Below are 26,043 nucleotides of genomic sequence, written 5' to 3'. Positions count from 1 at the left end.
ATGGAGCGATGGACGACCTGCTCGCTCAGCTGGGGGCCCGGCAGACCGTGCTGGCGGTCCTCGGCGGCCTCGTCGGGCTGAGCAGCTGGGCGGTGACCCGGCTGCGGGCGCTGCGGCGGAAACGGCCGGACGTGCGCTACCGCGCCTGGTTCCTGGACACGTACGGCACCTACGACAACCCCTACCTGGATGCCACCGCACCGCTGCACCTGGACCGCACCTACATCCCGATCCAGGTGGCGCAGTACGCGGGCGCCGACCGGAGCACCCACGCGGACCAGGTCGTCGCGGGGTGGAGCGGGTCGCGGACGCCACCGGGCACGTGATCCTGATCGGCGACGCGGGGCGGGCAAGACCACGGCCCTGCAGGCGGTGACGGCGGCGCTCGGCAGGATCCATCGGCGCTGTCTCGCCATTCCGCTCGTACCCCCGTGTCCGCAGGTCACCGGCCACGGAACCTGTCAATGTGGCACACGCTCCACAATGCCTGCGGTACGCAAGCGATCACGGTCCGTCCCGGCCCGCGCGTGGTCGCCGGTCCGGCAGCGTGACCGGCGCGGCGAGGAATCAGTGTGCGCCGGCGTGGTCTGGCCGGGCGGTGGCGTTCCGCCGGTGGCGGGAGGCGGCGACCAGTGCGATCGCCGGCAGTTGCAGCAGAGCTCCGATCCAGCCCAGCGCGGACGGGGACGCGACGGCGAGCGTGAGACCGCCCAGTGCGCCGCCGAGCGCCAGCCCGAGGTAGGTGGCGGAGCTGTTCAGTGAGGACATCACGGCGGCGGACTCCGGCGCGAGCCCGACCATGCGGTGCAGTTGGGCTGCCGGAAGCGCCCACGACGTCACGCCCAGTGCGGCTACGGCGAGCAGCAGCAACGGCACGCCCACCGCCCGGTCCGGGGGAATGACGACGGTCAGCAGACTGATGGCGGCGAGCACCAGGGCGACGCCGAGCATGCCGGTCGTCAGGGTCCGGTCGGCGCCGAACGTGTCCGTCCACCGGCCACCGAGATGGTTCCCGGCCACCGCGGCCAGCCCCCAGGCCAGCAGGACCACGGTGAACGCGGCACCGATCGGCGTCTCCCGCAGGCTCAGCGGCCCGATGTAGGTGAACAGCGCGAACGTACCCGCCACGGTCGCCGTGTTGGCGGCCAGGCCGAGCAGCACGGGGCTGCGCCCGGCCACGCGGACCCGCGCGGCGAGGCCGGCGGTCGGCGGGTTCGGCACCGGTGGCAGCCGCGTGCCGATGCCGGCCGCCGCGATCGCCGCGATGACCGCCACCGCGGTGAAGGTGAGCCGCCAGCCACCGAGGTGACCGAGGAGTGTGCCGAGCGGGACACCGAGCGCGGTGGCGACCGTGAGCCCGCCGCCGACCAGCGCCAGCGCTCGTCCCCGGTGACTGGCCGGGACGAGCGCCGCCGCGGCGGCCATGGCCGGGCCCATGTAGCAGGCGGCCGCCAGCGCGGAGAGGACCCGGCCGGCCATGAGCGTGCCGAAGGTGGGTGCGAGCGCCGCGAGCGCGTTGCCGGCCACGAAGGCGGCCATCGAGGCGGTCAGCAGCACCCGCCGGGAGAGATCGGCGGTGATCACGGCCAGTACGGGCGCACCGACCGCGTAGACCAGGGCGAAGACGGTGACGAGTTGTCCGGCCGCGGCCTCCGGCACGTCCATCGAGACCGCGATCGATGCCAGCACACCGTTGACCACCAGGTTGTCGGTGCCCACGGCGAACGCGCCGAGTGCGAGGAGCAGGAGCGTGGGTCTGGCCGGCATGGCGGTGTCCTTCCCGGTCACATCAGCAGATGGTCGAGGTCGCCGGCGAGCCATGCGCGGCCCAGTCGGTCGTGGGCGTCGTCGGCGGGGGTGTCCAGGACACGGCACAGGGCAGCTGTCCGGTTGCGGGCGTGCGCGCAGTAGGTCTCCGCGAGCGCGGTCTCGGCCGGTCCGCCGGCCCGGCCGAGGACGACCGCCATGGTGAACAGTTCGTCGGCCAGCCGGCTGAGCGTGATGAGGGTGTCCTGCCGTTCGACGAGTTCGGAGGCGGTGCTGTCCCGGGTGAGCCGCGCGCACCGGACGGCGAACTCGTGCGCCTGCCGGTCGAGGTAGCGCGCGGCCGGCGCGAGCGCGGAACCGGGCGGGTGCGCCGCGGCAGCGGGCCGTCCCGGCGGCGGCAGTTCACCGGATCGGTACGGCGGGAGGATGGCGCCCCGGGCGGACCGCAGGTCGACGGAGAAGTCGACGCCTCCGGCGATGCGGAGGCCGCGGACGTCGCGCAGCGCCCGTTCCAGCGGGACCGGAGGAACCCCGCGGCGTGCCTTGCTGGTGGCGGTCTCGTAGCCTTCCGCGCCGAACAGCGACATGGTCCGTTCCGCCACCCGCCAGGCGAGGACCGTGCCGATGTTCTTGGCGGAGACCATTTCGGGCGTGCGGTCACCGGGCCCGAGCAGGCACCACCGCACGACGCTGTCCAGCGCGAACAGTTCGGCGGCGGAGGCGGCCGCGCGGCGGCGGACCGCCTCGTAGCCGGCCAGCGGACGCCCGTCGATCGCGCGGCGGCCGAGGAAGTCCCTGGTCCAGCCGACGCATGACCGGGCGATCGCGGCCGCGGGTGCCACCGTGATGCACATCCGGGCGAGGGCGTTGATGCCGGTGACGGCGGGCGACGATCGCCATCCCCCGTCGGTGGTCACCAGCACCCGGTGGGCCGGCACGAACACGCCGTCGAGACGCAGCGCCGCGCTCGGCGCCCCGGCGAGGCCGAGGAAATCGTGTGCGGCCGCGACCGAGAAACCCTCGGCCGCGGTGTCCACCACGAACAGATCGACGCGTTCGGGTCCGGTGTCGAGGACCGTCGCGGTGACGGCGAGCAGCCCCGCGATGCGCCCGTTGCCGATGAAGGTCTTCTCCCCGGTCAACAGGTAGCCGCGGCCGTCCGCGGTCGGCACCGCCACCGTGTTCCTGGCCGTGTTGGCGGCCCCGGCCGGCTCGGTGTCGGCGACTCCGAAGACGGTACCGTCCGCCAGCCGGGCCAGGACGAGATCCCGCAGCGGGCCCGGCGGCAGCACCGGCAGGTATGCGGGAAGACTCAGGGCATTGTGCACGGCGAGCAGCAGCCCGACGGCCGCGGACCTGCCGGACGCGGCCGCGAGCGTGCGGAACATGCCGAACGGGCCCAGGCCGAGGCCGCCGTCCAATTCGGGCAGGGTCAGCCGCAGGAAACCCTTGGCGGCGAGGCTCGGCACGAGTTGCGGTGGCAGGGTCCGGGTCAGGTCGGCGTCGTCCGGGTCCAGCAACCCGTCCAGCAGGACCGTCAGATCGGTGGCGGCGTCGTCGGCCGCGGCCAGCTCGGCCGGGTCCGGTGCGGGGAACGGTCGCAGCAGGTCCCAGTCGAGCGTCCCGCGGCGGATCCCGGTCAGCAGGCCGCTCACCGTAGGGTCCCGGCCGCGGTGGGCACGGTCTGCCGCAGGAGGTCCAGCAGCCCGGTGGGGTCGTCCCGGAAGTAGAAGTGCCCGCCGGGCAGCAACACGGTGCGGCAGCCGGCGCTGGTGTGCCGGGCCCAGCCCCGCAGGTCGTCCCGGCCGATTCCGTCGCGGTCCCCGCCGACCGCCACGAACGGCACGTCGATCGGTGGGGTGTCGCCCGGCGCGTAGTCCTCCAGTATCGCGAGGTCGGCGCGCAGCGGTGGGAGCACCAGCTGCAGCAGGTCGGGGTCTGCGGCCAGGCCGGGCGGAAGACCGCCGTACCGCGCGCCGATCTCGGCGAGCAGGCGTGCGTCGGGCTGGTCGCTCAGACGTGGCGCCGTCCGGGGCACGTGCGGGGCGGGGGCGGCCGAGAGCACCAGTACGCCCGGCAGTTCCCGCCCTCGCCGACGCAGTTCGCGGGCCGTCTCGTAGGCGACGAACGCACCGAGGCTGTGGCCGAAGAACACGCAGGGTGCCTCGAAGCGCACCTCGTCGGCCAGCGCCCGCACCAGCGTGGGCATGGTGGTGAGCGGTGCCTCGTCGAACCGTGCGCCACGGCCCGGGAGGTTAACGCCGTGGACCGACAGCCCGGGCAGGGACGGCGTCCACTGCAGGTACTCGGCGGTGGTCGCGCCGCTGTGCGGGAAGCAGTACAGCGTCACCGCGGCCGGCTGAGCGTCCCGGTGGCGGCTCAGCCAGCGAGAGGTGCCGGTCACCGTCGCTCCTGCGCCGCACGGGCGCTGCGGGGGCGCAGGTCGGTCCAGAGCTCGGCGATCTCGGACAGGCAGTCGGCCTTCGGGCCGGTGCGCCCGGCGCGCTGCCATCCCGGTGGCAGTGCCTGCCGCACCGGCCAGATCGAGTACTGCTCCTCGGTGTTGCGGACCACGACGTACTCGCGGTCCCCGTCGTCCTCGAACATCGTCGTACCTCTCTAGGTCGTGACGCCGGACAGTCCGGCGCGGATGTGGGCCGCGAGTGACGCGGCGGTGCGGGTGCGGAGCACGTGTACGGCGCTGACCGGCACGCCGAACGTGCCGCGGGCCCATGCGGCCAGTTTCGTGGCGGTGATCGAGTCGCCGCCCAGCTCGAAGAAGTCGTCCGCGCCGGTCAGCTGGGCGACGCCGAGTGCCTGCCGGAACGCGGTGCGCACCTGCGCCTCGACCGGATCGGCCGGTCGGTCGCCCGGCGTGGGCTCCTGCGGCTCGGGTGCGGACGGTGCGGCGTCGCCGTTGAGCAGTGGCGGACCGGCGTCCGCCGCGACGGCCGGCGGACCGGCCGGCGACACCAGGTAGCGACGCCGTTCGAACGGGTACGTCGGCAGCACCACCCGGCGTGCCGGCCGGCCCTCGTGCATCCGGGGCCAGCGGACACCGACTCCGGCGGACCACAGCTCGCCGACCGCCGCGAGCACGACGGCCTGTTCCGGGGTCCGCTCGGCCGGGTGCGGCAGGGTCCGCACCGCGCGCGCTCGGCAGCCGGGGTGCTGACGGGCCAGGGTGCTCAGCGTCCGGCCGGGCCCGATCTCGAGGAGGATCCGGTCCGGTGTCTCGCCGAGCCGCGACAGTACCCGGTCGAAGCGCACCGGGGCCCGCAGATGCCTGGCCCAGTATCCGGCGCTCGCCACCTCCGACGGGCCGGCCCAGTCACCGCTGGTGTCCGACAGCAGCGGCACGGCCGGTTCCCGCAGCGTGACGGACTCGACGGCCTGCCGGAACGTGTCCAGGATCGGTTCCACCAGCGGGGAGTGACCGGCCGTGGCGATCGGCAGTACCCGCGCCTCCACCCCCCGCCGGGCCAGTTCGCCGGCGAAGGCGACGGTGAGCGCGGCGGGTCCGGAGACGGTGCACTGACCGGGCCCGTTGACCGCCGCCACGGTCAGCCCCGGCGGCAGCGACGCCGCGACCTCGGCCTCGGGCTGCCGGACGGCCAGCATCGTCCCGGCGGGCAGGGTGCCGAGCAGCATTCCGCGGGTGGCGACCAGCCGGGCCGCGTCCGCGCCGGAGAGGACGCCGGCCGCGCAGGCGGCGGCGAACGCGCCGAGGCTGTGCCCGGCGACCGCGGTCGGCGTCACGCCCCAGTCGGTGAGCAGCCGCAGAAGTGCGTACTCGACGGCGAACACGGCCGGCTGCCCGGTCTCGATGCCGCCGAGCAGGTCCCGTGCCCGCTTCTCGGCCACTTCGTCGCCGGCCGGCGGATAGAGCACCGCACGCAGGTCGAAGCCGAGGACCGGCTCGGCGGCCCGCGCACACTCGTCGAGGTGGCGCCGGAACACCGGCTCCTGTTCGTAGAGGCCGCGTCCCATGTGGACGTGCTGGCTGCCCTGGCCGGGGAAGAGGAAGACGACCTCGGGTGCCGTGCCGGTGGCGACCGCGCCGCCGGTGGTGACGCCGGATTCCGGGTCGGGACCCGCCGGCAGTCCACGCAGCGCCGCGGCCGCTTCGACCGCGTCGCGGGCGACCACGTACGTACGTCGTGGATGCGCGGCCCGCCCGGTCTGCAGGGTCCACGCCACGTCGCTGAGTTCGTGCCGGCCGGCCGTGAGCGCGCCGGCGAGGCGGTCACCCGTCGCGGCCAGCGCCGAGGGGGTGCGCGCGGACAGCGGCAGCAGGTGCCAGGCGCGCACGGCCGGGGCCGGTGGACGTGCCGGAGGTTGCTCGACGATGACGTGGGCGTTGGTGCCGCCGACGCCCAGCGCGTTGACGCCGGCCCGGCGTGGGATGCCGTCGGGCTCCCACGGACGGCCGGCGGCGTTGACGACGAACGGCGAACCGGCGAAGTCGATCTCCGGGTTCGGTGCCCGGAAGTGCAGGCTGGGCGGCAGATAGCCGTGTTCGGCGGCGAGAACCGTCTTGATCAGCCCGGTGACACCGGCGGCCGCGTCGGTGTGACCGATGTTGGTCTTGACCGAGCCGATGGCGCAGTACCCGCGTCGCTGGGTGCCACGCCGGAAGGCCTCGGTCAGTGCGGCGATCTCGACGGGGTCACCCAGGGGCGTACCGGTGCCGTGTGCCTCGACGTAGGTGATGCTGTCCGGGTCGACGTCGGCGACCAGGTGCGCCGCCCGCACCACGCGGGCCTGCCCGGCGACGCTCGGTGCGGTGAAACCCACCTTGCCGGCACCGTCGTTGTTGATGGCCGAGCCGCGCAGCACCGCGTGCACGTGGTCACCGTCGCGCAGCGCGTCGGACAGCGGTTTGAGCAGCACCACCGCGACCGCGCTGCCGCCGACCGTGCCGCGGGCGTCCGCGTCGAAGGCCCGGCAGTGGCCGTCCGGCGAGAGGATGCCGCCCTCGGTGTAGGCGATTCTCGGGTGCGGCACGTGCACGGCCGCGCCGCCGGCGAGGGCCGTGTCGCACTCGCCGGCCAGCAGCGCCTGCATCGCCAGGTGCACCGCGACCAGCGACGTGGAGCAGGCGGTCTGCACGGCCACCGCCGGGCCGTGCAGACCCAGCTTGTACGCGGCACGGGTGGCCAGGAAGTCCGGCGCCGTCGCCAGACGCAGCTGCCACTCGTCGACGAACGGCAGATCGGCCAGCCGGGACTGCAGGACCGCGCGGTAGTCGGTGGTGGAGCCGCCGGCGAAGACACCGACCCGGCCGCGTCCCGGTGGCGCGCCGTAGCCGGCGCGTTCCAGCGCCTCGTGCGCGCACTCCAGGAAGAGCCGCTGCTGCGGGTCGATGATCATGGCTTCGTTCGGGGCGTATCCGAAGTGGTCGGCGTCGAACTCGTCGGCGCCGTCGAGCACCCCGTGCGCCGGGGTGAATCCGGCGACCGGGGCACCGGCGGGCACCGGGCGCACCGACTCGTCACCCCGGCGGAGGGCGTGCCAGAACGCGTCCACATCGGCGGCGCCGGGGAACCGGCCGGCCATGCCGATCACGGCGATGAACGCGTTGTCCTCCGGGTACTCCGGCGCGGTCATCGGGCGCCGTCCTCGGCCGGGCGCCGCCGGGACCGCTGGGCGCGCAGCCGATCCCGGCTCGCCGGCCGCGGATCGTCCGCGGGCTCCGGTGCCGCCGAGTCGAGGAAACGGCCGAGCGACCGTACGGTCGGATGGGTCAGCAGACTGACGAGCGGTGGACGTCGGCCGAGGTCGGTCACGATCCGCCGGTGCACCTCGGCCAGCAGCAGCGAGTGCCCGCCGAGGTCGAAGAAGTTGTCGTCGGCGCCGACCCGGTCGACCTTGAGCACCTCGGCCCAGATCGACGCCAGCCGCCCCTCGGTCTCGCCGGCGGGCGCGGGGCCGGCCGCGGTGTCCCGCCGGGGGCGGGGCAGGGCCGTCCGGTCCAGTTTGCCGTTGCGGGTCAGCGGCAGCCGGCCGAGGACGACGTAGGCGCCCGGCACGAGGTAGGCGGGCAGCACACGGCCGAGGTACGCGCGCAGCACCGGCGCCTCCGGCGGCGCCGCGCCCGGCACCGGCGTCACCCAGGCGACCAGCTCCGTTCGCCCGGTGTCCGGATCGGTGTCGGCGGCGACGTGCACCTCACCGACCGACGGGTGCTCCCGTAGCGCGGCTGCGGCCTCGGCGGGCTCGATGCGGTGACCGCGGATCTGGACCTGGGCGTCGGCACGGCCGAGGAAGGCCAGCGAGCCGTCCGCGAGACGTCGCACGAGGTCACCCGTGCGGTAGAGGCGCTGGCCCGGCTCTGCGGGGAACGGGTGCGGCACGAACCGGTCGGCGGTCAGGTCGGGACGGCCGAGGTAGCCACGCGCCAGGCCCACGCCGGCCAGGTAGAGTTCGCCGACCGCCCCCTCGGGCACCAGGTTCAGCTCGCCGTCGAGTACGTATGCCCCGGTGCCGTCGATCGGCGTGCCGATGTGCGGCAGCGTGCCGTCCGCCGGGCGGGGTGCCACCGGCCCGGTCGTCGAGATCATCGTGTTCTCTGTCGGTCCGTAGGTGTTGAACACCTCGAAGCCGAGGCCGTCCGGCGGACGGACCGTCAGCCGGTCACCCCCGGCGTGCAGTACCCGCAGGCTGCCCGGTTCCGGCCAGGGCGAGTCCAGCAGTGGCTCGGCCAGTGGCGTCGGCAACAGCGTGACCGTGATGCGCTGCCGCACCAGCCACCGCCGCAGCTCCGGCGACGACAGCAGCGTCTCGTCGGGCGGCAGGTGGACGCTGCCGCCGGAGACCAGGGTCGGCCACAGCTCCCAGAGGGAGAAGTCGAAGCCCGGCGAGGCGACGCCGGTGGTGCGGTCGGCCGGTCCCAGCGCGAAGCGTGCGGCGTGCCAGGTGACCAGGTTGGCGAACGAGTGCTGCTGGATGAGCACGCCCTTCGGCCGTCCGGTCGACCCGGAGGTGTAGATGACGTATGCGAGATCGTCCGGACCGGTCCGCACCGCGGTCGCCGGCGCGGCCTCCGGTGGCGCGTCGACGGCGATGACCGCCCGGTCCGCGGCGCAGGGACGGCCGGCCAGCGCCGTCGTCGTGAGCAGCGCGCGGGCGCCCGCGTCGTCCAGGATCCGGCGTACGCGCTCGTCCGGGTGCGCCGGGTCGACGGGCAGGAACGCCGCACCGGACTTCAGCACCGCCAGCTCGGCCACCGGTAGCGCACACGAGCGGTGCAGGAGCACACCGATCACGTCCTCCCGGCCCGCGCCGAGCGCGCGCAGCGCACCGGCCAGCCGGTTCGCCTCCGCGTCCAGTTCCCCGTAGGTGAGTACGCGCTCGCCGTCGTCGACCGCGACCGCCCCGGGGTCCGCGGCCGCCCGCGCCTCCACCAGCCTGGCGACCGACGGCGCGGTGTGCGGCACCGCGCGCCGCTCGGCGGCGTTGTCGTCGACCAGCAGCGCGCGCAGCTGCGTGTCGCTGAGGACGGGCAGGTCGGTGATCGCGGTGCCGGGCCGCTCCACCGCGGCGCCGAGCAGGCGGAAGTACGCGTCGGCGAGCGCGTGCATGGTGGCGGCGTCGAACAGGTCGCTGTTGTACTCCCACAGCACGGTGATCCGCTCGTCGGCGTAGTCGGCCGCGCCGAGCCGCCCCGCCGCCCGCGGTACGACGATGATGTTCAGGTCCACCTTAGAGGTGCTGTTGCTGCGCTCGAAGACGGTTCCGGTCGCGGTGCCGAACCGCGGGTTGCGCACCGCGGAGTCGTGCGCGCTGAACATGATCTGGGTGAGCGGGTTACGGGACGGGTCCCGTTCCAGGCCGAGCTGGCGGACCACGAGCGGGAACGGCGACTCCTGGTTCTCGGCCGCCTCCAGCACGGTGTCACGGGCGCGGGCCAGCAGGTCCCGGAACGATTCGGACGGACGCACGTCCAGCCGGAGCGCCACCGGGTTGACGATCATGCCGATCACGTCCTCGAGCTCACGCAGCCGGCGGTTGGCGAACCCGCTGGCGAAGCAGAGATCGGTGGCGCCGGTGTACCGGTGCAGCAGCGCGGTGAACGCCGCGTACATCGTCATGAACCGGCTCACCCCCTCGGCCCGGCCGAGGCGGGCGATCTGCCGGGCGAGACCGGCGGAGGTCTCCAGGCGCAGCACCCGCCCACGGAACGTCTGCGTGGTCGGCCTGGGCCGGTCCGTCGGCAGCGGCAGTGCGGTCACACCGGCCAGGCGGTGTCGCCAGAACTCCAGCTGTGGCCGGAGCCGGCCGGAGTCGATCAGATCCTGCTGCCACGCCACGAAGTCGCGGTACTGCGCCCGGTCCGGTGCCGCGACCGGGGTCCCGCCGCCGGCGAGCACGCCGTAGATCTCCTCCATCTCGCGCATCAGCACCGAGAACGACCAGCCGTCGTGGACGAAGTGATGCTCCACCATGATCAGTTCGTGTTCGTCCGGTCCCAGCCGGACCACGGTCCAGCGGCTCAGCGGCGGGCGGCTCAGATCGAAGGGACGCCGCATCTCCGCGTCGATCTCCTCGGCCAGGCGCTCCTCGCGCTCGGCCGGCGGTACGCCGCCCAGGTCGACGACCCTCAGGGGGTACGCCGAGGGAGCGAGCACCGTCTGGCGGGGCCGACCGTCGTGCTCCTCGAACGCGGTCCGCAGGCTCTCGTGACGGCGCACGATCTCGGTCAGCACGCCGGCGAAGACGCCGGTGTCGAACGGGCCGGTGACCCGGATCGTCGCCTGCGCGTGGTAGGCGGTGTTGCCCGGCGCGAGCTTGCCGATGAACCAGACCTGCTCCTGCGGCACCGACAGCGGAGCCACGAGCGGCCCCGAGCCGGGCTCGAGCGCCGGTAGCCAGCCGGGCCGTCCGGAGTGCCGCACCTGCTCCACCGCGTGGGCGAAGGCATCCAGCCGGGGTGCGCGGAAAAGGTCGCCGACGGTCACCGGCGCGTCGAGGACCTCGTGGACCCGGGCCACGATCTGGGTGGCCATCAGCGAGTGCCCGCCGAGATCGACGAAGCTGTCCGTGCGGCCGACCCGCGCGACGTGCAGGACCTCCCGCCAGATCGCCGCGATCACCTTCTCGGTGGCCGAGCGTGGCGCCTCCGTCGCGGCCGGGCCGGCGCCGAACACCGGATCGGGCAGCGCGGCACGGTCCACCTTGCCGTTCGTGCCGGCCGGCAGCGACTCCAGGACCACGAAGGCCGCGGGGATCATGTACTGCGGCAGGCGCTCGGCGAGCCACGCGCGCAGCTGCGCCGCGGCGGGGACACGGCGCAGGTCGGCCGGGGCCAGGTAGGCGATCAGGCGGTCCTCGCCGCCGTCGCGCCGGGGCAGCACGTACGCGTCCGCCACGCCGGGGCAGGAGCGCAGCGCGGCCACCACCTCGCCCAGCTCGATGCGGTGCCCACGGAGCTTGACCTGGTCGTCACCGCGGCCCACGAACTCGATCTCCCCGGTGCCGGTACGCCGGGCCAGGTCGCCGGAGCGGTACAGCCGCTCCCCCGGGTACCGCGGCCGTGGGTGCGGCACGAACCGGTCGGCCGTCAGGTCCGCCCGTCCGGCGTAACCGCGGGCCAGCTGGTCACCCCCGAGATACATCTCGCCGGTCTCGCCGTCCGCGACCGGGCGCAGTTCGCCGTCCAGCAGCTCGACGGTGGTGCCCGGCACCGGCCGGCCGATGGTCGGCAACGCGGGGTCCGCACCGTGCGACGGCCGCACCACACCGAATGTGGAGATCACCGTGTTCTCGGTCGGGCCGTAGTTGTTGATCATGACGAACGGGTGGTCAGCCGACGGCCGCACGTGCAGGCGGTCACCGCCGGTGTTCAGCACCCGCAGCGCCGACCGCTCCGGCCATCGCTCCTGCAGCGCCCGCTCCGCCAGCGGCGTCGGCAGCACGGTCATCGTGATCCCGCGGTCCGCCAGCCAGCGCACGACGGCCACGGGCGACACCACCGTCTCGGCCGGCGGCACGTCGATCGACGCGCCCGCGGCGAGCGGCAGCCACAGCTCCGAGACCGACACGTCGAAGCTGGGCGAGCAGACCAGGGCGAGCCGGTCGGCCGGACGCACATCGTAGGCACGCCCCATCGAGGCGAGGAAGGCCGCCAGCGCGCCGTGGGTGACCATGACGCCCTTCGGTGCCCCGGTCGAGCCGGAGGTGTGGACCACGTAGGCCAGGTCGCCGGGGAGCGGGCCGGGCTCCGGATCGTCGTCCGGCAGTCCGTCCAGCACGATCGCGTCGAGCGACACCGGCTCGACGCCGGCCGCACGCAGCCGCCCGGCATGTTCGGTGCCGCACAGCACCAGCCCGGCCCCGGTGCCGGCGGTCATCGCCGCGACCCGGGCCTCCGGATTGGCCGGATCGATCGGCAGGTACGCCCCGCCCGCCTTGAGCACGGCCAGGGCCGCCGTGACGTAGCCGGCGCCCCGGCCGAGGTGCACGGCCACGACCCGCTCCGGGCCCACGCCCCGCTCTCGCAGCCAGTGAGCCAGCCGGTTCGCACGCGCGTTCAGCTGCCCGTAGGTGACCTCCGAATCCCCGTCCCGCAGCGCCGTGCGTTCCGGGTACTCGCGTACCCGGGCCTGGACCAGCTCCGTCACGAGCGCACGCGGGTCCCCACCGTTTCGCACCATTCGTCTGTCCCCCGTCGTCGGTGCGGGCGCAGCGTCGATGTACCGCGCCGCCATGCAACCTCCCCAGCCTGATGAATGGCTATGTGTCAAAAGCTTGCGGGAACCTTGCGCCCGTGCCCGCCCAGGACAGAACAATTGGTGCAGGCGACAGCGGGGGTGGATGTGGCCGACTTCCGACTTCTCGGGCCGGTGGAGGTCTGGGCCGAGGGACGTCCCGTGCCGCTCGGCACCGTCAAGCAGCGCGAGGTTCTCGCCGCGCTGATGGTCGACGCCGGACGGCCGGTGAGCGTACCGACGCTGATCGAACGGGTGTGGGGTGGCGCACCGCCCGATGGCGCCCGCGCGGTGCTCTACGCCCACGTCAGCCGGATCAGGACGATGCTGTCGTCGCTGCCGCGGGACGGTGCGGGCCGGCCGGCAGTGACGCGGCGTTCCGGCGGCTACGTCGCCGAGTTCGACGCCGGCTCCGTCGACCTGCACCGATTCCGCACGCTCGTCACGGCCGCCCGGGACGCCGACGACGACCACCGCCGCGCCGCGATCCTGCACGACGCCATGCGACTGTGGCGCGGCGACCCGCTCGGCGGCCTGGGCAGCGACTGGTCGGCCCGGGTCCGGGAGACCCTCCGGCAGCAACGCCTGGACACGCTGCTCGCGTGGGCCGAGGCACAGCTGCGTACCGGCGGGCACCGCCTGGTCATCGACACGCTGCGCCCGGCGCTGGCCGACATGCCGCACGTCGAACCGCTCGCGGCCCGGCTGATGGCCGCGCTGCAGGCGGACGGGCGTACCGCGGAGGCTCTGGACTGCTACACCACGGTACGACGACAGCTCGCCGAGGACCTCGGCACCGATCCCGGCCCGGAGCTGCGTCGCGCGCACCACGAGGTGCTCCGCGGTGAGGCATCCGGCACCTCGGCCCCGCCGCCGGATCCCGGGCATCCGACCCCGGCGCAGCTGCCGGCGGACTTCGCCGGGTTCACCGGCCGGATCGGTGAGCTCGCCCGCCTCGACGCGATGCTGGACCAGCAACGCGCCGGGCCACCGGGCATCAGGATCGTCACCGTCGGCGGACCTCCCGGGATCGGCAAGACCGCACTGGCGCTGCACTGGGCGCATCGGGTCGCCGCGCGGTTCCCCGACGGCCAGCTCTACGTCAACCTCCGCGGTTTCGACCCGGCCGGGCCGCCGATGCAGCCGCACGCGGCGATCCGCGGCTTCCTCGCCGCGCTCGGCGTACCGCCGGAGAAGATCCCGGACGACGCGGACGCGCAGACCGGTCTCTACCGGAGCCTGCTGGCCGGCCGGCAGGCGCTCATCGTCCTCGACAACGCACGCGACGCCACCCAGATCGCGCAGCTGCTGCCCGGCTCCGCCCGGTGCGTCGTGGTGGTCACCAGCCGGCGGCAACTGCACGGTCTCGTCGCGACCGGTGGCGCCATCCCGATGACACTGGACAGGCTGTCGCGGCGGGAGGCGCAGCAGCTCCTCGCGCGCCGCGTCGGCGCGCAGCGGGTCTCGGCCGAACCGGAGGCGGCCGAGATGATCATCCGGCGGTGCGCGGGCCTGCCGCTCGCCCTGTCCGTCGTCGCCGCCCGCGCCGCCATGAACCCGCAGTTCCCGCTCGAATCGCTGGCCGCCGAGGTCAACCGCACCGGAGGACTGGTCACAGGGGACGTCAGCACCGACGTCCGGGCCGTCTTCTCCTGGTCGTACCGGCTGCTCACCGCACCCGCCGCGCGCCTGTTCCGGCAGCTGGACACGATCATCGGACCGGAGATCGCCACCTCGGCGGTCGCCCGGATGACCACCTGGGGCGACGCCGAGACCGCGGCGGCGCTGGCGGAGCTGACCCAGGCCTATCTGATCACCGAGCGGCTACCCGGCCGGTTCGCCTTCCACGACCTGCTGCGCGCCTACGCGCACGAGCTCGCCGAGCGCTCCGAGCCGCCGGAGGACAGAAGAGCCGCCCTCGGCCGCCTGCTCGACCACTACCTGGCAACGGCGGTGCAGGCCGCCCGGGTGCTGCACCCGCACCGCGACTCCGTCGACCACATCCGGTCCCCGCGGGCGTGCGCACCGATCCCGGACCCGGCCGCGGCCATGGAGTGGTTCCGGACCGAACGCCCGGTCCTCCTGGCCGCCGTGGACGTCGCGGCGAAGCACCACTTCGACGAACACGCGTGGAAGCTCGTCTGGGCCATGGCCACCTTCCTCGACCGTCGCGGGCACTGGCACGACTGGCTCGCCGCCGGCGGCACCGCGCTGACGTCGGCACGACGGCTCGGCGACCGTCCCGCCCAGGCCCATGTTCTGCGCGGCCTGGCGGCCGCCAACGTCCGGCTCGGACGGTGCAGGACCGGGCACACGCACCTGATGACGGCGCTGGACCTGTTCACCTCCGGGGGAGACCGTCTCGGGCAGGCACAGGTGCACAACAGCCTGGCATGGGTCTGTGACAGCCTGGGCCGCCATCGGGACATGCTGCGGCACGCGGAACTGGCCCTGACCGGTTACCGCGACGCCGGCCACCTGCCCGGCCAGGCCCGCGCGCTCAACATCATCGGCTGGAGTCACGCCGTACTCGGCGATCACGAGCGGTGCCTGCGATTCTGCGGCGAGGCACTGACGCTGCTGGAGGAACTCGACGACCGGGTCGGTCAGGCCGCCACCTGGGACAGCCTCGGCTACGCCCACCTGCATCGGGGCCGGCCGCGCGACGCGGTGCACGCGTACCAGCGAGGCCTGGCCCTGCGCACCGAACTCGCCGACCGCCACGGCGAGGCCAAAGCACTGGCGAACCTCGGCGACGCCCACCACGCCAACGGCTCGCCGGACTCCGCACACGCCGCCTGGCGGGCCGCGCTGGAGAGCTTCGTCGAACTCGACGATCCCGAGGCGGAGACCATCCGGCAGCGACTGGCCGGCGGCGGCCCCGCGCCCGCGCACAGCGTGCCGGCTCAGCCGGGTGACTGCGCCTGAGCGGGCTCGCGGCGGCGGGCGCCGGCCGCACCGCCAGACGCTCAGGGACGTTCCTCTCGGGTACGGCGGGTGAAGGACTCGCCGTAGACCTGGGAGCGGAAGTGCAGGATCGGATCGTCGGAGAGTTCGATGCCGGGGACGACGCCGGCCGGGTCGAAGACGGTCGCATCGAGCGCGGCCTGGTCCTCGGCCGCGGAGTCGAGGCGCAGCGTGCCGGCCGTGACCGTCTCGCGGGAGTCCGGCCACCGGGCGGTCACGTCGTCGGTCGGGTCGCCCGGTTCGGCCAGCGTGAACACCAGCGACCAGGACGCCGTACCGCGCTGCAGCATCTCGTCGATCAGGTAGTGCGGCGGGCGCTGGTCGCCGGCGGTGAGCGTCGCCTCGCCCGCGTCCGGCAGCCAGCTGTAGCGGAACGCGCGCCGCGAACCGTCCGGGGCGACCAGGAAGTACGCGTGCAGCCCGTTGAACCGACGTGCCGGTCACCCGGAACACGCTGCTGGCCAGCTCGATCGGGGTCAGGTCACGGGCACCATGGATTTCTTCACCGGCGAGACGCTCGACCCGTCACCCCAGCGCCTCGATACGCTACGAGTCGTCGGGATGTTGGTCTCTCAGACGCTTGAGCGTCTCGTCGACAGTGAGCGCCGGGCGGCGGCCTCAGCCGACGCCGGAGCCGTCACCGCCGTATTGCGGGCCGTCTCCGCTTCGACCTCTGTGGAGGCCGCAGCCCGAACCGCGCTCGACGCGATCCGGGAGGGGTTCGGCTGGGCATACGGATCCTTCTGGCAGGTCGACTCTCGTGACAACGCGCTGCACTTCGTCGTCGAGTCCGGCAGCGCGGGCGAGGAGTTCCGGCGGATCACTGAGAGGGCGAGTTTCGCCGAGGGCGTCGGCCTGGCCGGTAGGGCATGGCGGAAGCGCGACTTGATGTTCGTCCAGGATCTGGGCGAGATGACGGACTGTGTGCGAGCGCCGGCTGCTCAGCGCGCCGGCGTGAAGTCCGGCGTCGCGCTCCCCCTGATCATTCGCGGCAAAGTGATCGGAACCATGGACTTCTTCGCGACCGAGGTGTTGGAGGAACTGTCCAGCAGCCGTGCCGATGCGCTGCGCAATGCGATGTTTCTCGTCGCCGAGTCGATCCAGCGGATCGGGGAGACGAATCGGATCAACGCGGCCGGAGCCGAGCTGGTCACCTCGATCGAGGAAGCCGAGCGCAACGTCCTGGCCGCCACTTCAGTCGCCGGTCAAGCTCAGGTCATGACCGAGGACGCCAACGCGTCTGTGCACCGTCTCGAGGAGTCCAGTGCCAAGATCGGCGACGTCGTCAGAGTGATCACGAGCATTGCCGCGCAGACCAATCTGCTCGCGCTGAACGCCACCATCGAAGCCGCCCGCGCCGGCCAACTGGGTAAGGGCTTTGCCGTCGTGGCGGGCGAGGTGAAGGAACTCGCCCAGAGCACGGCTCGCGCTACTGACGACGTCAGCGCCCTTGTCACCGCGATCCAGGCCGACGCTGCCACCGTGGTGCAGGCCCTGGCCAACATCGCCCACGTCGTCGACCGGATCAACGAAACCCAGACCATGATAAGCGGCGTGCTTACCGAACAGGCCGCCGTCACTCGTAACATCGTCGGCACCTGATCAGCAGCAAGACAGCCATTGGAAGCGCACCGGCTGGGATGTTCCCCCTCCTGTAAACGCGGGTCACGACGTGATGAGCAGGGTCAGGTCGCGCATCAGCTCGGAGGCGGTGACCGGGTCGAGCCGGTCGAGGGGGACGGACGGCACGCCGGACGACCAGGGGTTCGCTCCCTCGACGACGCGGAGCAGGCCGAGCGTCTGCTCCTCGAACTCGGTCACCAGGCCGACCACGATGCCGGGGTCGAGATCGAGGACCGCGAGCCGGTCGCCGCGCAGCAGCCGCTCCATGTGGATCCGCTCCGCGATCCTGGCGAAGTCGGCCGACCTGACGTACACGCGCTTGGTGCCGGTGTCGGACATGCGGCGATCCCACCGCACGTGCTGAACTGCCCGCGAACAACCGCCGCGCCATGACGTCACAACGGACGGGTGGGGCCGGGTGCTGCCCGTCAGGTCGCGCTATCGTTGGCCGACATCAACAACGGGGGGAACGACATGGGTGGCACTGACGGGCCGCCCGCGGACACCGCGCGGCTGACCTTCGCGGAGATGACGCCCGACGACCTGGACGACATGGCCGCGCTGCTCGGCGACGCCGAGGTGATGCGGTACTACCCGCGGCCGAAGACCCGGGCCGAGGCGCTGCACTGGATCGGCTGGAACCAGGGCCTCTACACGCGGGCGGGGTTCGGCCTCTGGGTGATCCGGTCACGCGCGACCGGGGAGTTCCTCGGCGACTGCGGCCTGACACCGCAGGAGGTGGACGGCACCACCGAGGTCGAGGTCGGCTACCACGTCCGGTCCGGCGCGCAGGGCCTGGGGTACGCCACCGAGGCCGCTGCGGCCTGCCTCGCACACGCCCGCGAGACGCTGGGCATCGACCGGATCGTCGCGATAATCGACCCGGCCAACGTCCCGTCCCAGCGCGTGGCCGAGAAGATCGGCCTTCGCTTCGAGCGCAACACCACGTACGGCGACGGTCAGCCGGTCCGCATCTACGGTCCGGGCCGCTGAGACCGCCGGATCGACGACTCCGAGCGTTACTGCCGGGCGAGAAAGTGGTGCGACCACACTGGACTGCCGATGCGACCTGACTGTATTGCGTACCGATGGATCGTCGCCATTTCCGCGCTGTGTGTGGTCGTCGTGGGGACGTTCGCGCCCTGGTTTCGCATGACCTGGGCGACCGGCAGGACCGGTGTGGACACCAACACCGCGTCGGCGTGGGCGTCGTCGACCTGGTGGAGTGCGGCGATCGTGCTCTGTGTGCTGGCCGCCGTCGCCGGCATCGTGGCGACCTTCCGGACGGCGCCGGCGGTCGTGCGAGGGGTGGCGGCCGGCATCGTCCTGGCCGCAGCCGGGCTGACCGTCTGGGCCTGGCTCTCCATTCCGTCGGTGGATCTCAGCGGCGGGATGCAGTGGAGTGCCTCGACCGAGCCGGCCGGCGAGTTCGGTGACATCGTCCGGGACGACCTGGTGCTCATCGACATTTCCGGTCTGACGCACGAGGTGATGTGGGGTCTGTACGCCGGTATCGGTTCGATGCTGGTGCTGGCACTCGCCCTCGCAGCCGGACCCCTCCCTGGCGGCCGTCCTCCTCAGCGCGCCTCGGCGGGCTGAGGAGGATGGCGGCCATCCACGTGCGCCCCGGTCAGGTCACGCACGAGGCAGGTCACGAGGCGGTCAGGAGCGTCAGGTCGCGCATCAGCTCGGCGGCGGTGACCGGGTCGAGCCGGTCGAGGGGGACGGACGGCACGCCGGACGACCAGGGGTTCGCTCCCTCGACGACGCGGAGCAGGCCGAGCGTCTGCTCCTCGAACTCGGTCACCAGGCCGACCACGATGCCGGGGTCGAGATCGAGGACCGCGAGCCGGTCGCCGCGCAGCGGCCGCTCCATCCAGCCCTGGATGCCGGCGTCCTGCGGCGCCCCGCGCCGCCACCCCGTCTTCTCCATGCCGAGCACCCGCCCGACCGGCACGACGTGCCCTTCGATCGCGGCGAAGTCATCCGGCGACGGGGTGTAGACCTCGCGCCCGAGCTGCGCGAACGGTTGCAGGATCTCGTAGTCGGCGAACACTTCCGCCCACCCGGGCACCGCGACGCCGAGTTCGAGCGGGTGCGGCAGGCCGACCACGGCGTCGTCCGCGACGGTCGTCGGCTCGTCGTCGGCGTCGGAGAGGCTGCGGTCCTCGGCGACCCGGAAGCCGGCGCTGACCACGCCGTCGGTGTAGACGGCCCAGACCAGCCGCCGGACGATGTGCACCAGCAGCGGGTGACCGGCGAAGTATTGCCGGAACTCCGCGCCGGTCCATCGCCGTCCGGTGACCATGGCGCGTTCCAGCCGGGCGATCTGGTCGGCCGCGATCGTCCGGGCGTCCTTCTTCAGCGCCGAGAACCGGGCGTACGACTCCGCCGCGCGTTCGGCGTCGTCCCGCGCGCCCGGCTTCGGCAGTGCCTTGAGCCGTTTGCCGGTTCCGTCCGTCACGTACGGCTTGAGCTGTTCGTCGAAGCCGACCACGAACGCGCGCGGCCCGTAGTCCAGGCGCATCGACCCGTCCGCGGCCAGGCCGAGGTCGGGCACGAGGCGGTCGGCCAGTTCCTCCGCGGTCAGGCCGAGCGATGCGGCCACCTCGTCGATCTTGTCGGTGGCGCGGTCCTTGAGGCCCTTGAACTTCACCTTCTGCGCGATGCCGTGCAGGTGCATCAGTGCCACGTCGGTGCCGATCGCGGCCAGCACGTCCAGGCCGGCTACGGCCTTGGAGTGGCCGCCCTCGCCGGGCCAGGTGCGGATGACCGGGGCGAGCCGCCGGACCGTCTCGTCGTCGCCGGTGACGCCGAGGGAGGTCAGCGCCCAGCCGTCCTTGGACGGTGCCCCGGCCGCCTGCCAGCGCGCGAACACGGCCCGGCCCAGCTCGGCCAGGTCATGCGGGTCGAGCAGTTGCACGGCGATCGCGATCCCGGGGTACGGGTCGTCCGGCTTCGTGAACGCCAGCATGGTGAGCAGGTGCCGGACCGAGTCGACCGGGAGCAGGCCGGTGCCGTCGCGCAGCGCCACCCGGGGCAGTGTCTCCGGGTCGATCCAGTCGGCGAGCGGCGGGATCTTCGCCGGGAGCACGTCGAGGGGGTCGGTGTCCAGGGCCGCGGCGATCGCGGCGGTGGCCTGCTCGCCGTAGCCGGCCGCGGCGGCCAGCACGTCGGCGCGGCCGAGCACGCGCAGCGCGGTCTCGGCGGCGCGGCGGGCCACGCCGGGCTTGCCGAGCGCGGCCGGGATCAGCGCCCGGGCCGCGACGCCCGGGTGCCGGGTCAGCCATTCGCGGGCCAGGTCGCGCATGGTCTTCGTGCGGGCGAACCAGTCCGCCATCAGGGCGGCCAGTTCGGAGCTGGTGAACGGCAGCAGCGCCGGCGCGGCGGACGGGGCACGCTGCGCGATCCGGATCGCGGCCGGCAGCGCGGCGAGGCCGTGCCGGGCGACGATCGGCGGCAGCCAGGACTCGGCGCTCCACACGTACCGCGGGCGCCAGTCGGCGAGCAGCGGCCGGGACAGCGGCTCCGGTCCGAGCGCGAAGAGCAGGCTCTCCTCGCCGTAACGCAGTTCGCCGCGCGCGTACCGCTCGGCCATGGCCGGGTAGTCGGCACGCTCGTGGTTGTACTTGAAATAGTAGTAGTCGTCCTTCATCGCGAGGAATTTCTCGCGCTCGCCCGGCTCCCACGCCTCGGCGGCCGGCAGGTCCGCGGTCAGGCCGGCGATCACGGCCGGCTTCGGCGCGTTCTTCCGGTCCGCCCACGGTGGGCTGACCAGCACGCGCGGCAGGCTGTCCGCGGGGGCGTCCGCTGCGGCGTCGACGTCGGTGAGCAGCGCACCGACCCGGGCCGCGGCCGGACCGTCCAGCTCCGGCAGCATTGTGGTGGCCAGCTCCCGGTGCCGGTTGACGTGCCCGCGCAGCAGCTCGGCGACGGGCCGCGCGCCGGACGCGGCGGTCAGCCGCAGCGCACGGCGGGGGAATCGCGCGGCCGCCTCGTGCAGCGCGGGCAGCACGTACTTCTCCGTGGACCGGTCGAGCAGCGCCTGGTAGGCCTCGTCGGACGGCAGCGCCGCGATCATCTGCAGGACCTTCCGCTCCGCCTCCGCACCCCATTTCCGGTCGTCGAGCCAGGCGAGCAGCCTCGGCAGCACCGCCGCGCCGAGTCCTTCGACGACGGCGGTCACCTCGCCGGGGCGCCGCAGCACCCACCACGGCGTCACGTAGTCGATCACCGCGTCGAGCTGCGCCACGGTGCGCAGCGACGGGAGCAGCAGGCCGCCGATCACGTGCGGCACCGGCGCGGACGGCAGCCAGGCGACGTCCTCGGCCAGCCAGTCCTCGCGGGCCGGCAGCAGGAAGCCGGCCATCGCCCGCTGGATCGGATTGCCGCCACGGTACGGCGTGAGCACCGCCTCCGCCGCCGCGCGCTCCCCGGCACCGGCGGTCGCCAGCCGGTTGCGGATCCGGCCGGAGAAGGCGATCGAGTACAGCTCCGCCCAGCCCTGGAAGTGGTGGTGCTGCCGCTGGGCGAAGTCGTGGTCGGTCGCCGCCCGCACGTGGCTGTTCGTGTAGATCCCGGCGAGCTCCGCGGAGACGGTCACCGCGAAGGTCAGCCCGCGCGTGACGATCCAGTGGTCGGCCACGTCGGCCACCCGGTCGTCGCCTCGCCAGCCCCGCGTGTGCACGAACGCGGCCAGCAGCGCGGCCGCCCCGGCCGGCGTCGCGGTCGCCGGGTCCGCCAGCGCGGCCCGGCCGGACTCACCGAGGCCGCCGTCGTCGGGCCGGCCGATCAGCAGACGCAGTGCCCCGTCCCGCTGCGCGTCGAACAGCGCCGCCGCGTTCGCCGCCGCCTTCGCCGCGTCGACCCGCCCGGGCGGATCGGTGAACCAGCCGCCCGGGCGCAGCAGGTGCCCGCGCCGCCAGCCGCTCTGCGGCAGCAGCGTGTCCTCGTCCGGAAAGCCGCCCACACCGTCCGCCTCTCACATCCGTTCGGAAACCGGCGTCACTGTAACGACCCGGTACGACAGAAAGCCGGACCGACATAGTACGTTGGACGACGTATGCCGGTCGCTGTAGTATGCGTCCATGGCTACCATGCAGGAACCCACGTTCCTGATCCTCACCGCGCTCGCGTCCGGCCCGTTGCACGGCTACGGCGTGATGCAACAGGTCAGCGCGCTCTCCCAGGGCAGCGTCACGCTGCGCACCGGCACGCTCTACGGCGCCCTGGACCGGCTCTCCGAGCAGGGCCTGATCGAGGTCGACCGGGAGGAGGCCGTCGACGGCCGTCTCCGGCGCTACTACCGCCTCGCGGAGGCCGGCGCCACCGCGCTCGCCACCGAGGCCGCCCGGCTGCGCCGGCACTCCGACGCGGCCGTCGCCCGGCTCGCCACCCGCCCGGCCACCGCGTGAGCGCACTACCGCAGGCGACTGATGGCGTACCCGCGGGATCATCGCCGAAGGCGCGGTCTTGAACTGCTGACCACGCTGCTGGATGCGGCCATCCCGGCCGGCAACGGCACCTCGACGATCCGCCCGACCCGCCATCCCACGTGCGGGCCGCCGACCGGTATCTCGCCGCGGCTCGCTACCGCGGCGCCGGGTCCGGGTCGCGCGGCGCCGGGACGACGTGAATGCCGAGGTCGGTGCGGCCGGGGTAGAGGTCCGCACGCAGCGCCCGGGTCTCCCGGTAGTCGCCGTCGCGCAGCCGGCGGAACCGGATCGGGGTCTCGGTGCCGACGGTGTGGAGTCGTTTCCGGAGGCGGGCGATCTCGTGGTCGACCGCGGCGGCGTCGAGCGTGTCCGCGTCGTGGACGACGTGCAGGTCGAGGGTCTCGATGCCGACGTACCAGAGGATGCCGTGGGTGAGCGGGAACAACAGGGACTCCAGGTCGCCGCTGATGCCGCGGGGGCCGAGAGTGCCGGCGTCGTCGCCCGCGGTGACCACGACCAGGGCCCGGCGGCCGGTGAGACCGCCGTCGCCGTACCGCCGTGGCACTCCATGCTCCGGGTCGTCGTCGCCGTAGGCGAAGCCGGCGGTCAGGACGCGGTCGAACCAGCCCTTGAGGATCGCCGGCATCCCGTACCACCACAGCGGGAACTGCACGACGACCAGTTCAGCTGCGGCGATCTTGGCCTGTTCCGCGCGGATGTCGGCGGGGAGCTGGTTCTCGGCGTAGGCCTCGCCGGCCAGTACCGCGATGTTCCCGGGCTTCGCGGCGAGATCGCCGAGGTCGCGCTCGCCGAGCACGGGGTCGAAACCCTGCGCGTTGAGGTCGGACGTCGCCACGTCGTACCGGATGGCGAGCTCTTCGGTCCCCGCCTGGAAGAGGCGGTCGTTGAGGGATCCGCGGCGCGGGTGCGCGTAGATCCAGTGGGCGGTGCCGGGCTTCGGTGGGTGCGTGATCGTCATGGGGTCACCTCGGTGGGGTCGAGAGCGATGGCGATGAGGACGCGGGTGAGCACGGCGCGCGCCCGGGCGGCGCCGATCCGGCCGGCGAGCACGGTGCGGGCCAGCGCGTCCGCGGCGCCGACGAACGCGTGCAGGCCGGCCGCGTCGAGCGGGTCGCAGAAGGGTTCCAGTGCCGTGCGGCACATGACGAGGTAGGCGTCCTCGGCCTCCTGGCGGACCCGGCTGAGGGCCGACGAGCCGGCCAGCGCCGCGACGACGTCGGCCATCTCCCGGCCCTCGGCGATGCAGCAGTCGATGTACGCCCCGGCGACCACGCTCGCCACCGCCGGCAGCTCGCGCTCGACCTGCGCGATGGCGGTCTCGAGGGTGTCCCGCTGGCGGGCCTCGAACGCGCGGTACAGCTCGGCGAGCAGTCCCGCCCGGTCGCCGAAGTGGTCGTACACCAGGGGTTTGGTCACTCCGGCCCGCTCGGCGAGCCGCCCGAGGGTGAGCTCGTCGGTGCCGGTGTCGCGGATCAGTTCCCGCGCCACGTCCAGCAGCTGTGCGTGCCGATCCGCTTTGGACAGGCGCCGCCGCGGTGGTTGGTCGTTCACATCAGCAACTTACCACTAGTAGGTTACTGATGGTAGATTACCGATGGTAGGTACGAGGAAACGATGTGACAGCGCCAGCACCTGGCCGGCCGAGTCCGGAGCGGGGGTGGCGCACGCCGCGCACCGGCCGGCCGTTGCGGTCGCGCCCGCCGGGCACCGGTGGGGCCACCGTGACGCATCCGGCCTGCACGGCGCCGGCCCGGCGGCGGGGCACGAGATCGGCGTTCTCCGGCGCCCCGGCGCTCCGCCTGCCCGAACGCGCCGTCCGGCACCGGCTGGTTCCTCGACCGGCTCACCGACGCCGGCACGACGATCGCCGCTCGAAGCGGCTCCGCTCGCCGACGTGACGGTGGCCGTCACCTCCGGGCGGACCGGCACCTGGCGGACCTGGACCGGTTCCCGGCCGGCGGCGTGCCGGTCACGCGGCAGCCAAGCGGATACTGCGGGAGCGCCCCCGCTCGGTGCGCGCGGTCAAGCCGCCGGCGGGCACCTGATCTGCGGATTTTCCGGTGTTACGGTCGTCGGCGCCCATATTCTCGGGGACGATGACGGTTCCCGACCCGGGGTTCATGGTCGCGTACTGCGAGCAGACGCTGCCCGGCATGCTGATCGACGTGTGCGAGGTGCCCGAGGATCTCGCGCACCGGATCGCCGTCGACGTGCTGCGCCGGGCCGAAGCCCTGGCCAGCCTGCCCGCCCGGGAGCAGGACGTGCTCATCGCGCCGTTCGTCGAGGAGGCGTTCGCGCAGGAACCGGCGGACGCGCCGCTGGACCTGAAGGCCAAGGTCGCGCTGGTGGTCCGCAACAGCCTGCTGGACGAGCCGGTCCGCGCGGGCGCGCCCAGCTACGGCGTGGCGGCGGTGCTGCGGTACGCGGCCGCGCCGCTGTCACACCTGCTCGGCGCGCGGCTGCGGGAGCCGGTCGGGCTGGCCGGGATACACCCGTTCATGGGTCTGGCCGGGCGGTACCCGCGGGCGTGGACCTGCCTGGAGGCGCTCACCGACGGGTTCGCGGCCGGCGGGCCGCACCCGCTGACGTTGCCGGCCGCGCCGGTCCCGGGCCTGCCGCCGTTGGCCGACGACGAGCTGCGCACCCGCCTGAGCCGGGCCGCAACCGGGGACGCGGTGCTGCACGTGCCCGCACTCGGTCACTGGTCCCGCGACAGCCGCCGGCTGCACGGCATCCTGGAATTCCTGCTCGCCCACCGTGCCACGATCCTGACCACCAACTACCTGATCAGCCCGACCGACGTCTCGGTGCGGTACGGCGACCTGGTCAGCCCGGACCCCAGCGCCCTGCGCGACACCCGCGGCCTGACCGGCACGCACCGTACCCTCGCGGAGTCGATCACCGGTTGAGCCGGTCAGACGTCCTGGGTCCAGACGTTCCGGGCGTGCGCGTCCGGCTTCAGCCACAGGTGCGGCTGGGCCGCGCTGCCGGTGTCCCAGGGGAACGCGCCGTCCCGGTCCGGCCAGACGACCTCGAGGAACGGGATCGGCGGGTGCCGGTAGAACCACATCCCCTGCCCGAAGAACGCCCGGAACCACTCCGGCTCGACGGTCCGCAGCCGCAGCGGATAGCCCTTGACGACATCGTCGTGCGCCTGGCCGTCGGCGAGACCGTCGCGCTGCCCGAGGATGTTCAGGCAGGACTGCATGACCCGCAGGTCAAGGCCGAACATGGCCAGCTCGGGCTCACCCCGCCGATGCCACCGCCCGATCGTGTACGCCCAGCCCGGCCCCCGCTCGTCGGCCGGAACCCCGGTGACGCTCCACCCGACCTCCGCCACGTTCGCGATCACGCCACGGTCCGCCGCGTCGTAGTCGTCACGATCGCCGTAGTCATGGCAGATGACGCAGCGGCAGATCCTGGAGGCCTCGATCACGCCAAGATCGTATGTGATCCCCTCCATCGCGGTGCTGTCCGGCACGTCAGGCGTTGCGGCATTCGTCGTGTAGCGGCATGAGCAC

General features: G+C 73.4%; 19 protein-coding genes. 7 read left to right on the top strand and 12 right to left on the bottom strand.

What is annotated here, in order from left to right; all coding sequences use genetic code 11:
* The first annotated feature begins 8 nt into the window (after positions 1-8).
* Complete coding sequence (locus J2S42_RS39280) at positions 9-326, top strand: hypothetical protein (protein ID WP_307247760.1); 318 nt, start codon at positions 9-11, stop codon at positions 324-326.
* Positions 327-567: 241 nt separating this feature from the next.
* Here the strand turns inward: J2S42_RS39280 and J2S42_RS39275 are convergent, their stop codons facing one another.
* Genes J2S42_RS39275 through J2S42_RS39250 form a run of 6 tightly spaced genes read right to left on the bottom strand, consistent with a single transcriptional unit; the run spans position 568 to position 12,389 of the window.
* A complete protein-coding gene (locus J2S42_RS39275) occupies positions 568-1,767 on the bottom strand; it encodes an MFS transporter (protein WP_307247758.1) in 1,200 nt (399 codons plus the stop codon).
* Positions 1,768-1,784: 17 nt separating this feature from the next.
* Complete coding sequence (locus J2S42_RS39270; RefSeq protein ID WP_307247756.1) at positions 1,785-3,422, bottom strand: acyl-CoA dehydrogenase family protein; 1,638 nt, start codon at positions 3,420-3,422, stop codon at positions 1,785-1,787.
* A complete protein-coding gene (locus J2S42_RS39265) occupies positions 3,419-4,171 on the bottom strand; it encodes a thioesterase II family protein (RefSeq protein ID WP_307247754.1) in 753 nt (250 codons plus the stop codon). Before J2S42_RS39265 ends, J2S42_RS39270 begins: the two co-directional genes overlap by 4 nt.
* A complete protein-coding gene (locus J2S42_RS39260) occupies positions 4,168-4,374 on the bottom strand; it encodes an MbtH family protein (RefSeq protein WP_307247752.1) in 207 nt (68 codons plus the stop codon). The genes J2S42_RS39265 and J2S42_RS39260 overlap by 4 nt, the downstream gene beginning before the upstream one ends.
* Positions 4,375-4,386: 12 nt before the next feature.
* Complete coding sequence (locus J2S42_RS39255) at positions 4,387-7,377, bottom strand: type I polyketide synthase (RefSeq protein WP_307247750.1); 2,991 nt, start codon at positions 7,375-7,377, stop codon at positions 4,387-4,389.
* Positions 7,374-12,389: a non-ribosomal peptide synthetase gene (locus tag J2S42_RS39250; protein ID WP_307247748.1), complete on the bottom strand. Its 5,016-nt coding sequence runs from the start codon at positions 12,387-12,389 to the stop codon at positions 7,374-7,376. Before J2S42_RS39250 ends, J2S42_RS39255 begins: the two co-directional genes overlap by 4 nt.
* 195 nt (positions 12,390-12,584) lie before the next feature.
* Between J2S42_RS39250 and J2S42_RS39245 the strand changes: the two genes are divergently transcribed.
* Positions 12,585-15,404 carry an AfsR/SARP family transcriptional regulator gene (locus J2S42_RS39245; protein ID WP_307247747.1) on the top strand — a complete coding sequence of 940 codons (2,820 nt, stop codon included), beginning with the start codon at positions 12,585-12,587 and terminating at the stop codon, positions 15,402-15,404.
* Between the two features lie 41 nt (positions 15,405-15,445).
* Here the strand turns inward: J2S42_RS39245 and J2S42_RS39240 are convergent, their stop codons facing one another.
* Positions 15,446-15,862, bottom strand: coding sequence for a catalase (locus J2S42_RS39240; protein ID WP_307249283.1), 417 nt, complete (start codon positions 15,860-15,862; stop codon positions 15,446-15,448).
* Positions 15,863-15,935: 73 nt separating this feature from the next.
* Here J2S42_RS39240 and J2S42_RS39235 point away from each other — a divergent pair, with 73 nt between their 5' ends.
* A complete protein-coding gene (locus tag J2S42_RS39235) occupies positions 15,936-17,045 on the top strand; it encodes a methyl-accepting chemotaxis protein (protein ID WP_307247745.1) in 1,110 nt (369 codons plus the stop codon).
* A 63-nt stretch (positions 17,046-17,108) separates the two neighbouring features.
* On the opposite strand, the gene J2S42_RS39230 is transcribed toward J2S42_RS39235, so the two are convergent.
* Complete coding sequence (locus J2S42_RS39230; protein ID WP_307247744.1) at positions 17,109-17,405, bottom strand: hypothetical protein; 297 nt, start codon at positions 17,403-17,405, stop codon at positions 17,109-17,111.
* A gap of 135 nt (positions 17,406-17,540) precedes the next feature.
* On the opposite strand from J2S42_RS39230, the gene J2S42_RS39225 reads away from it, so the two are divergent.
* Together J2S42_RS39225 and J2S42_RS39220 are read left to right on the top strand one after the other, a co-directional pair.
* The gene (locus J2S42_RS39225) at positions 17,541-18,059 is read left to right on the top strand and encodes a GNAT family N-acetyltransferase (protein ID WP_307247742.1); all 519 of its coding nucleotides are present in this window, start codon (positions 17,541-17,543) and stop codon (positions 18,057-18,059) included.
* 159 nt (positions 18,060-18,218) lie between these two features.
* Positions 18,219-18,665 (top strand): hypothetical protein, encoded by a 447-nt coding sequence (locus J2S42_RS39220; protein ID WP_307247740.1) that lies wholly within the window; start codon positions 18,219-18,221, stop codon positions 18,663-18,665.
* Positions 18,666-18,717: 52 nt separating this feature from the next.
* Here J2S42_RS39220 and J2S42_RS39215 read toward each other — a convergent pair whose 3' ends face one another.
* A complete protein-coding gene (locus tag J2S42_RS39215) occupies positions 18,718-22,035 on the bottom strand; it encodes a DUF4132 domain-containing protein (protein ID WP_307247738.1) in 3,318 nt (1,105 codons plus the stop codon).
* 127 nt (positions 22,036-22,162) lie between these two features.
* Here J2S42_RS39215 and J2S42_RS39210 point away from each other — a divergent pair, with 127 nt between their 5' ends.
* A complete protein-coding gene (locus J2S42_RS39210) occupies positions 22,163-22,480 on the top strand; it encodes a PadR family transcriptional regulator (RefSeq protein WP_307249281.1) in 318 nt (105 codons plus the stop codon).
* 175 nt (positions 22,481-22,655) lie between these two features.
* Here the strand turns inward: J2S42_RS39210 and J2S42_RS39205 are convergent, their stop codons facing one another.
* Entirely contained in the window at positions 22,656-23,480 is an 825-nt protein-coding gene (locus J2S42_RS39205) for an NAD(P)H-dependent oxidoreductase (RefSeq protein WP_307247736.1), read from the bottom strand.
* Entirely contained in the window at positions 23,477-24,073 is a 597-nt protein-coding gene (locus J2S42_RS39200; protein ID WP_307247734.1) for a TetR/AcrR family transcriptional regulator, read from the bottom strand. Before J2S42_RS39200 ends, J2S42_RS39205 begins: the two co-directional genes overlap by 4 nt.
* A 545-nt stretch (positions 24,074-24,618) precedes the next feature.
* Between J2S42_RS39200 and J2S42_RS39195 the strand changes: the two genes are divergently transcribed.
* The gene (locus J2S42_RS39195; protein WP_307247732.1) at positions 24,619-25,431 is read left to right on the top strand and encodes a hypothetical protein; all 813 of its coding nucleotides are present in this window, start codon (positions 24,619-24,621) and stop codon (positions 25,429-25,431) included.
* Between the two features lie 5 nt (positions 25,432-25,436).
* Here J2S42_RS39195 and J2S42_RS39190 read toward each other — a convergent pair whose 3' ends face one another.
* Complete coding sequence (locus J2S42_RS39190) at positions 25,437-25,958, bottom strand: DUF4262 domain-containing protein (protein ID WP_307247730.1); 522 nt, start codon at positions 25,956-25,958, stop codon at positions 25,437-25,439.
* Positions 25,959-26,043: the final 85 nt, after the last annotated feature.

The sequence above is a fragment of the Catenuloplanes indicus genome (genome assembly GCF_030813715.1).
In the GTDB taxonomy this organism is placed as follows: Bacteria; Actinomycetota; Actinomycetes; order Mycobacteriales; family Micromonosporaceae; genus Catenuloplanes; species Catenuloplanes indicus.
The sequence above is the reverse complement of the archived record's forward strand: the minus strand, read 5'-3'. Positions and strand labels throughout refer to the sequence as shown.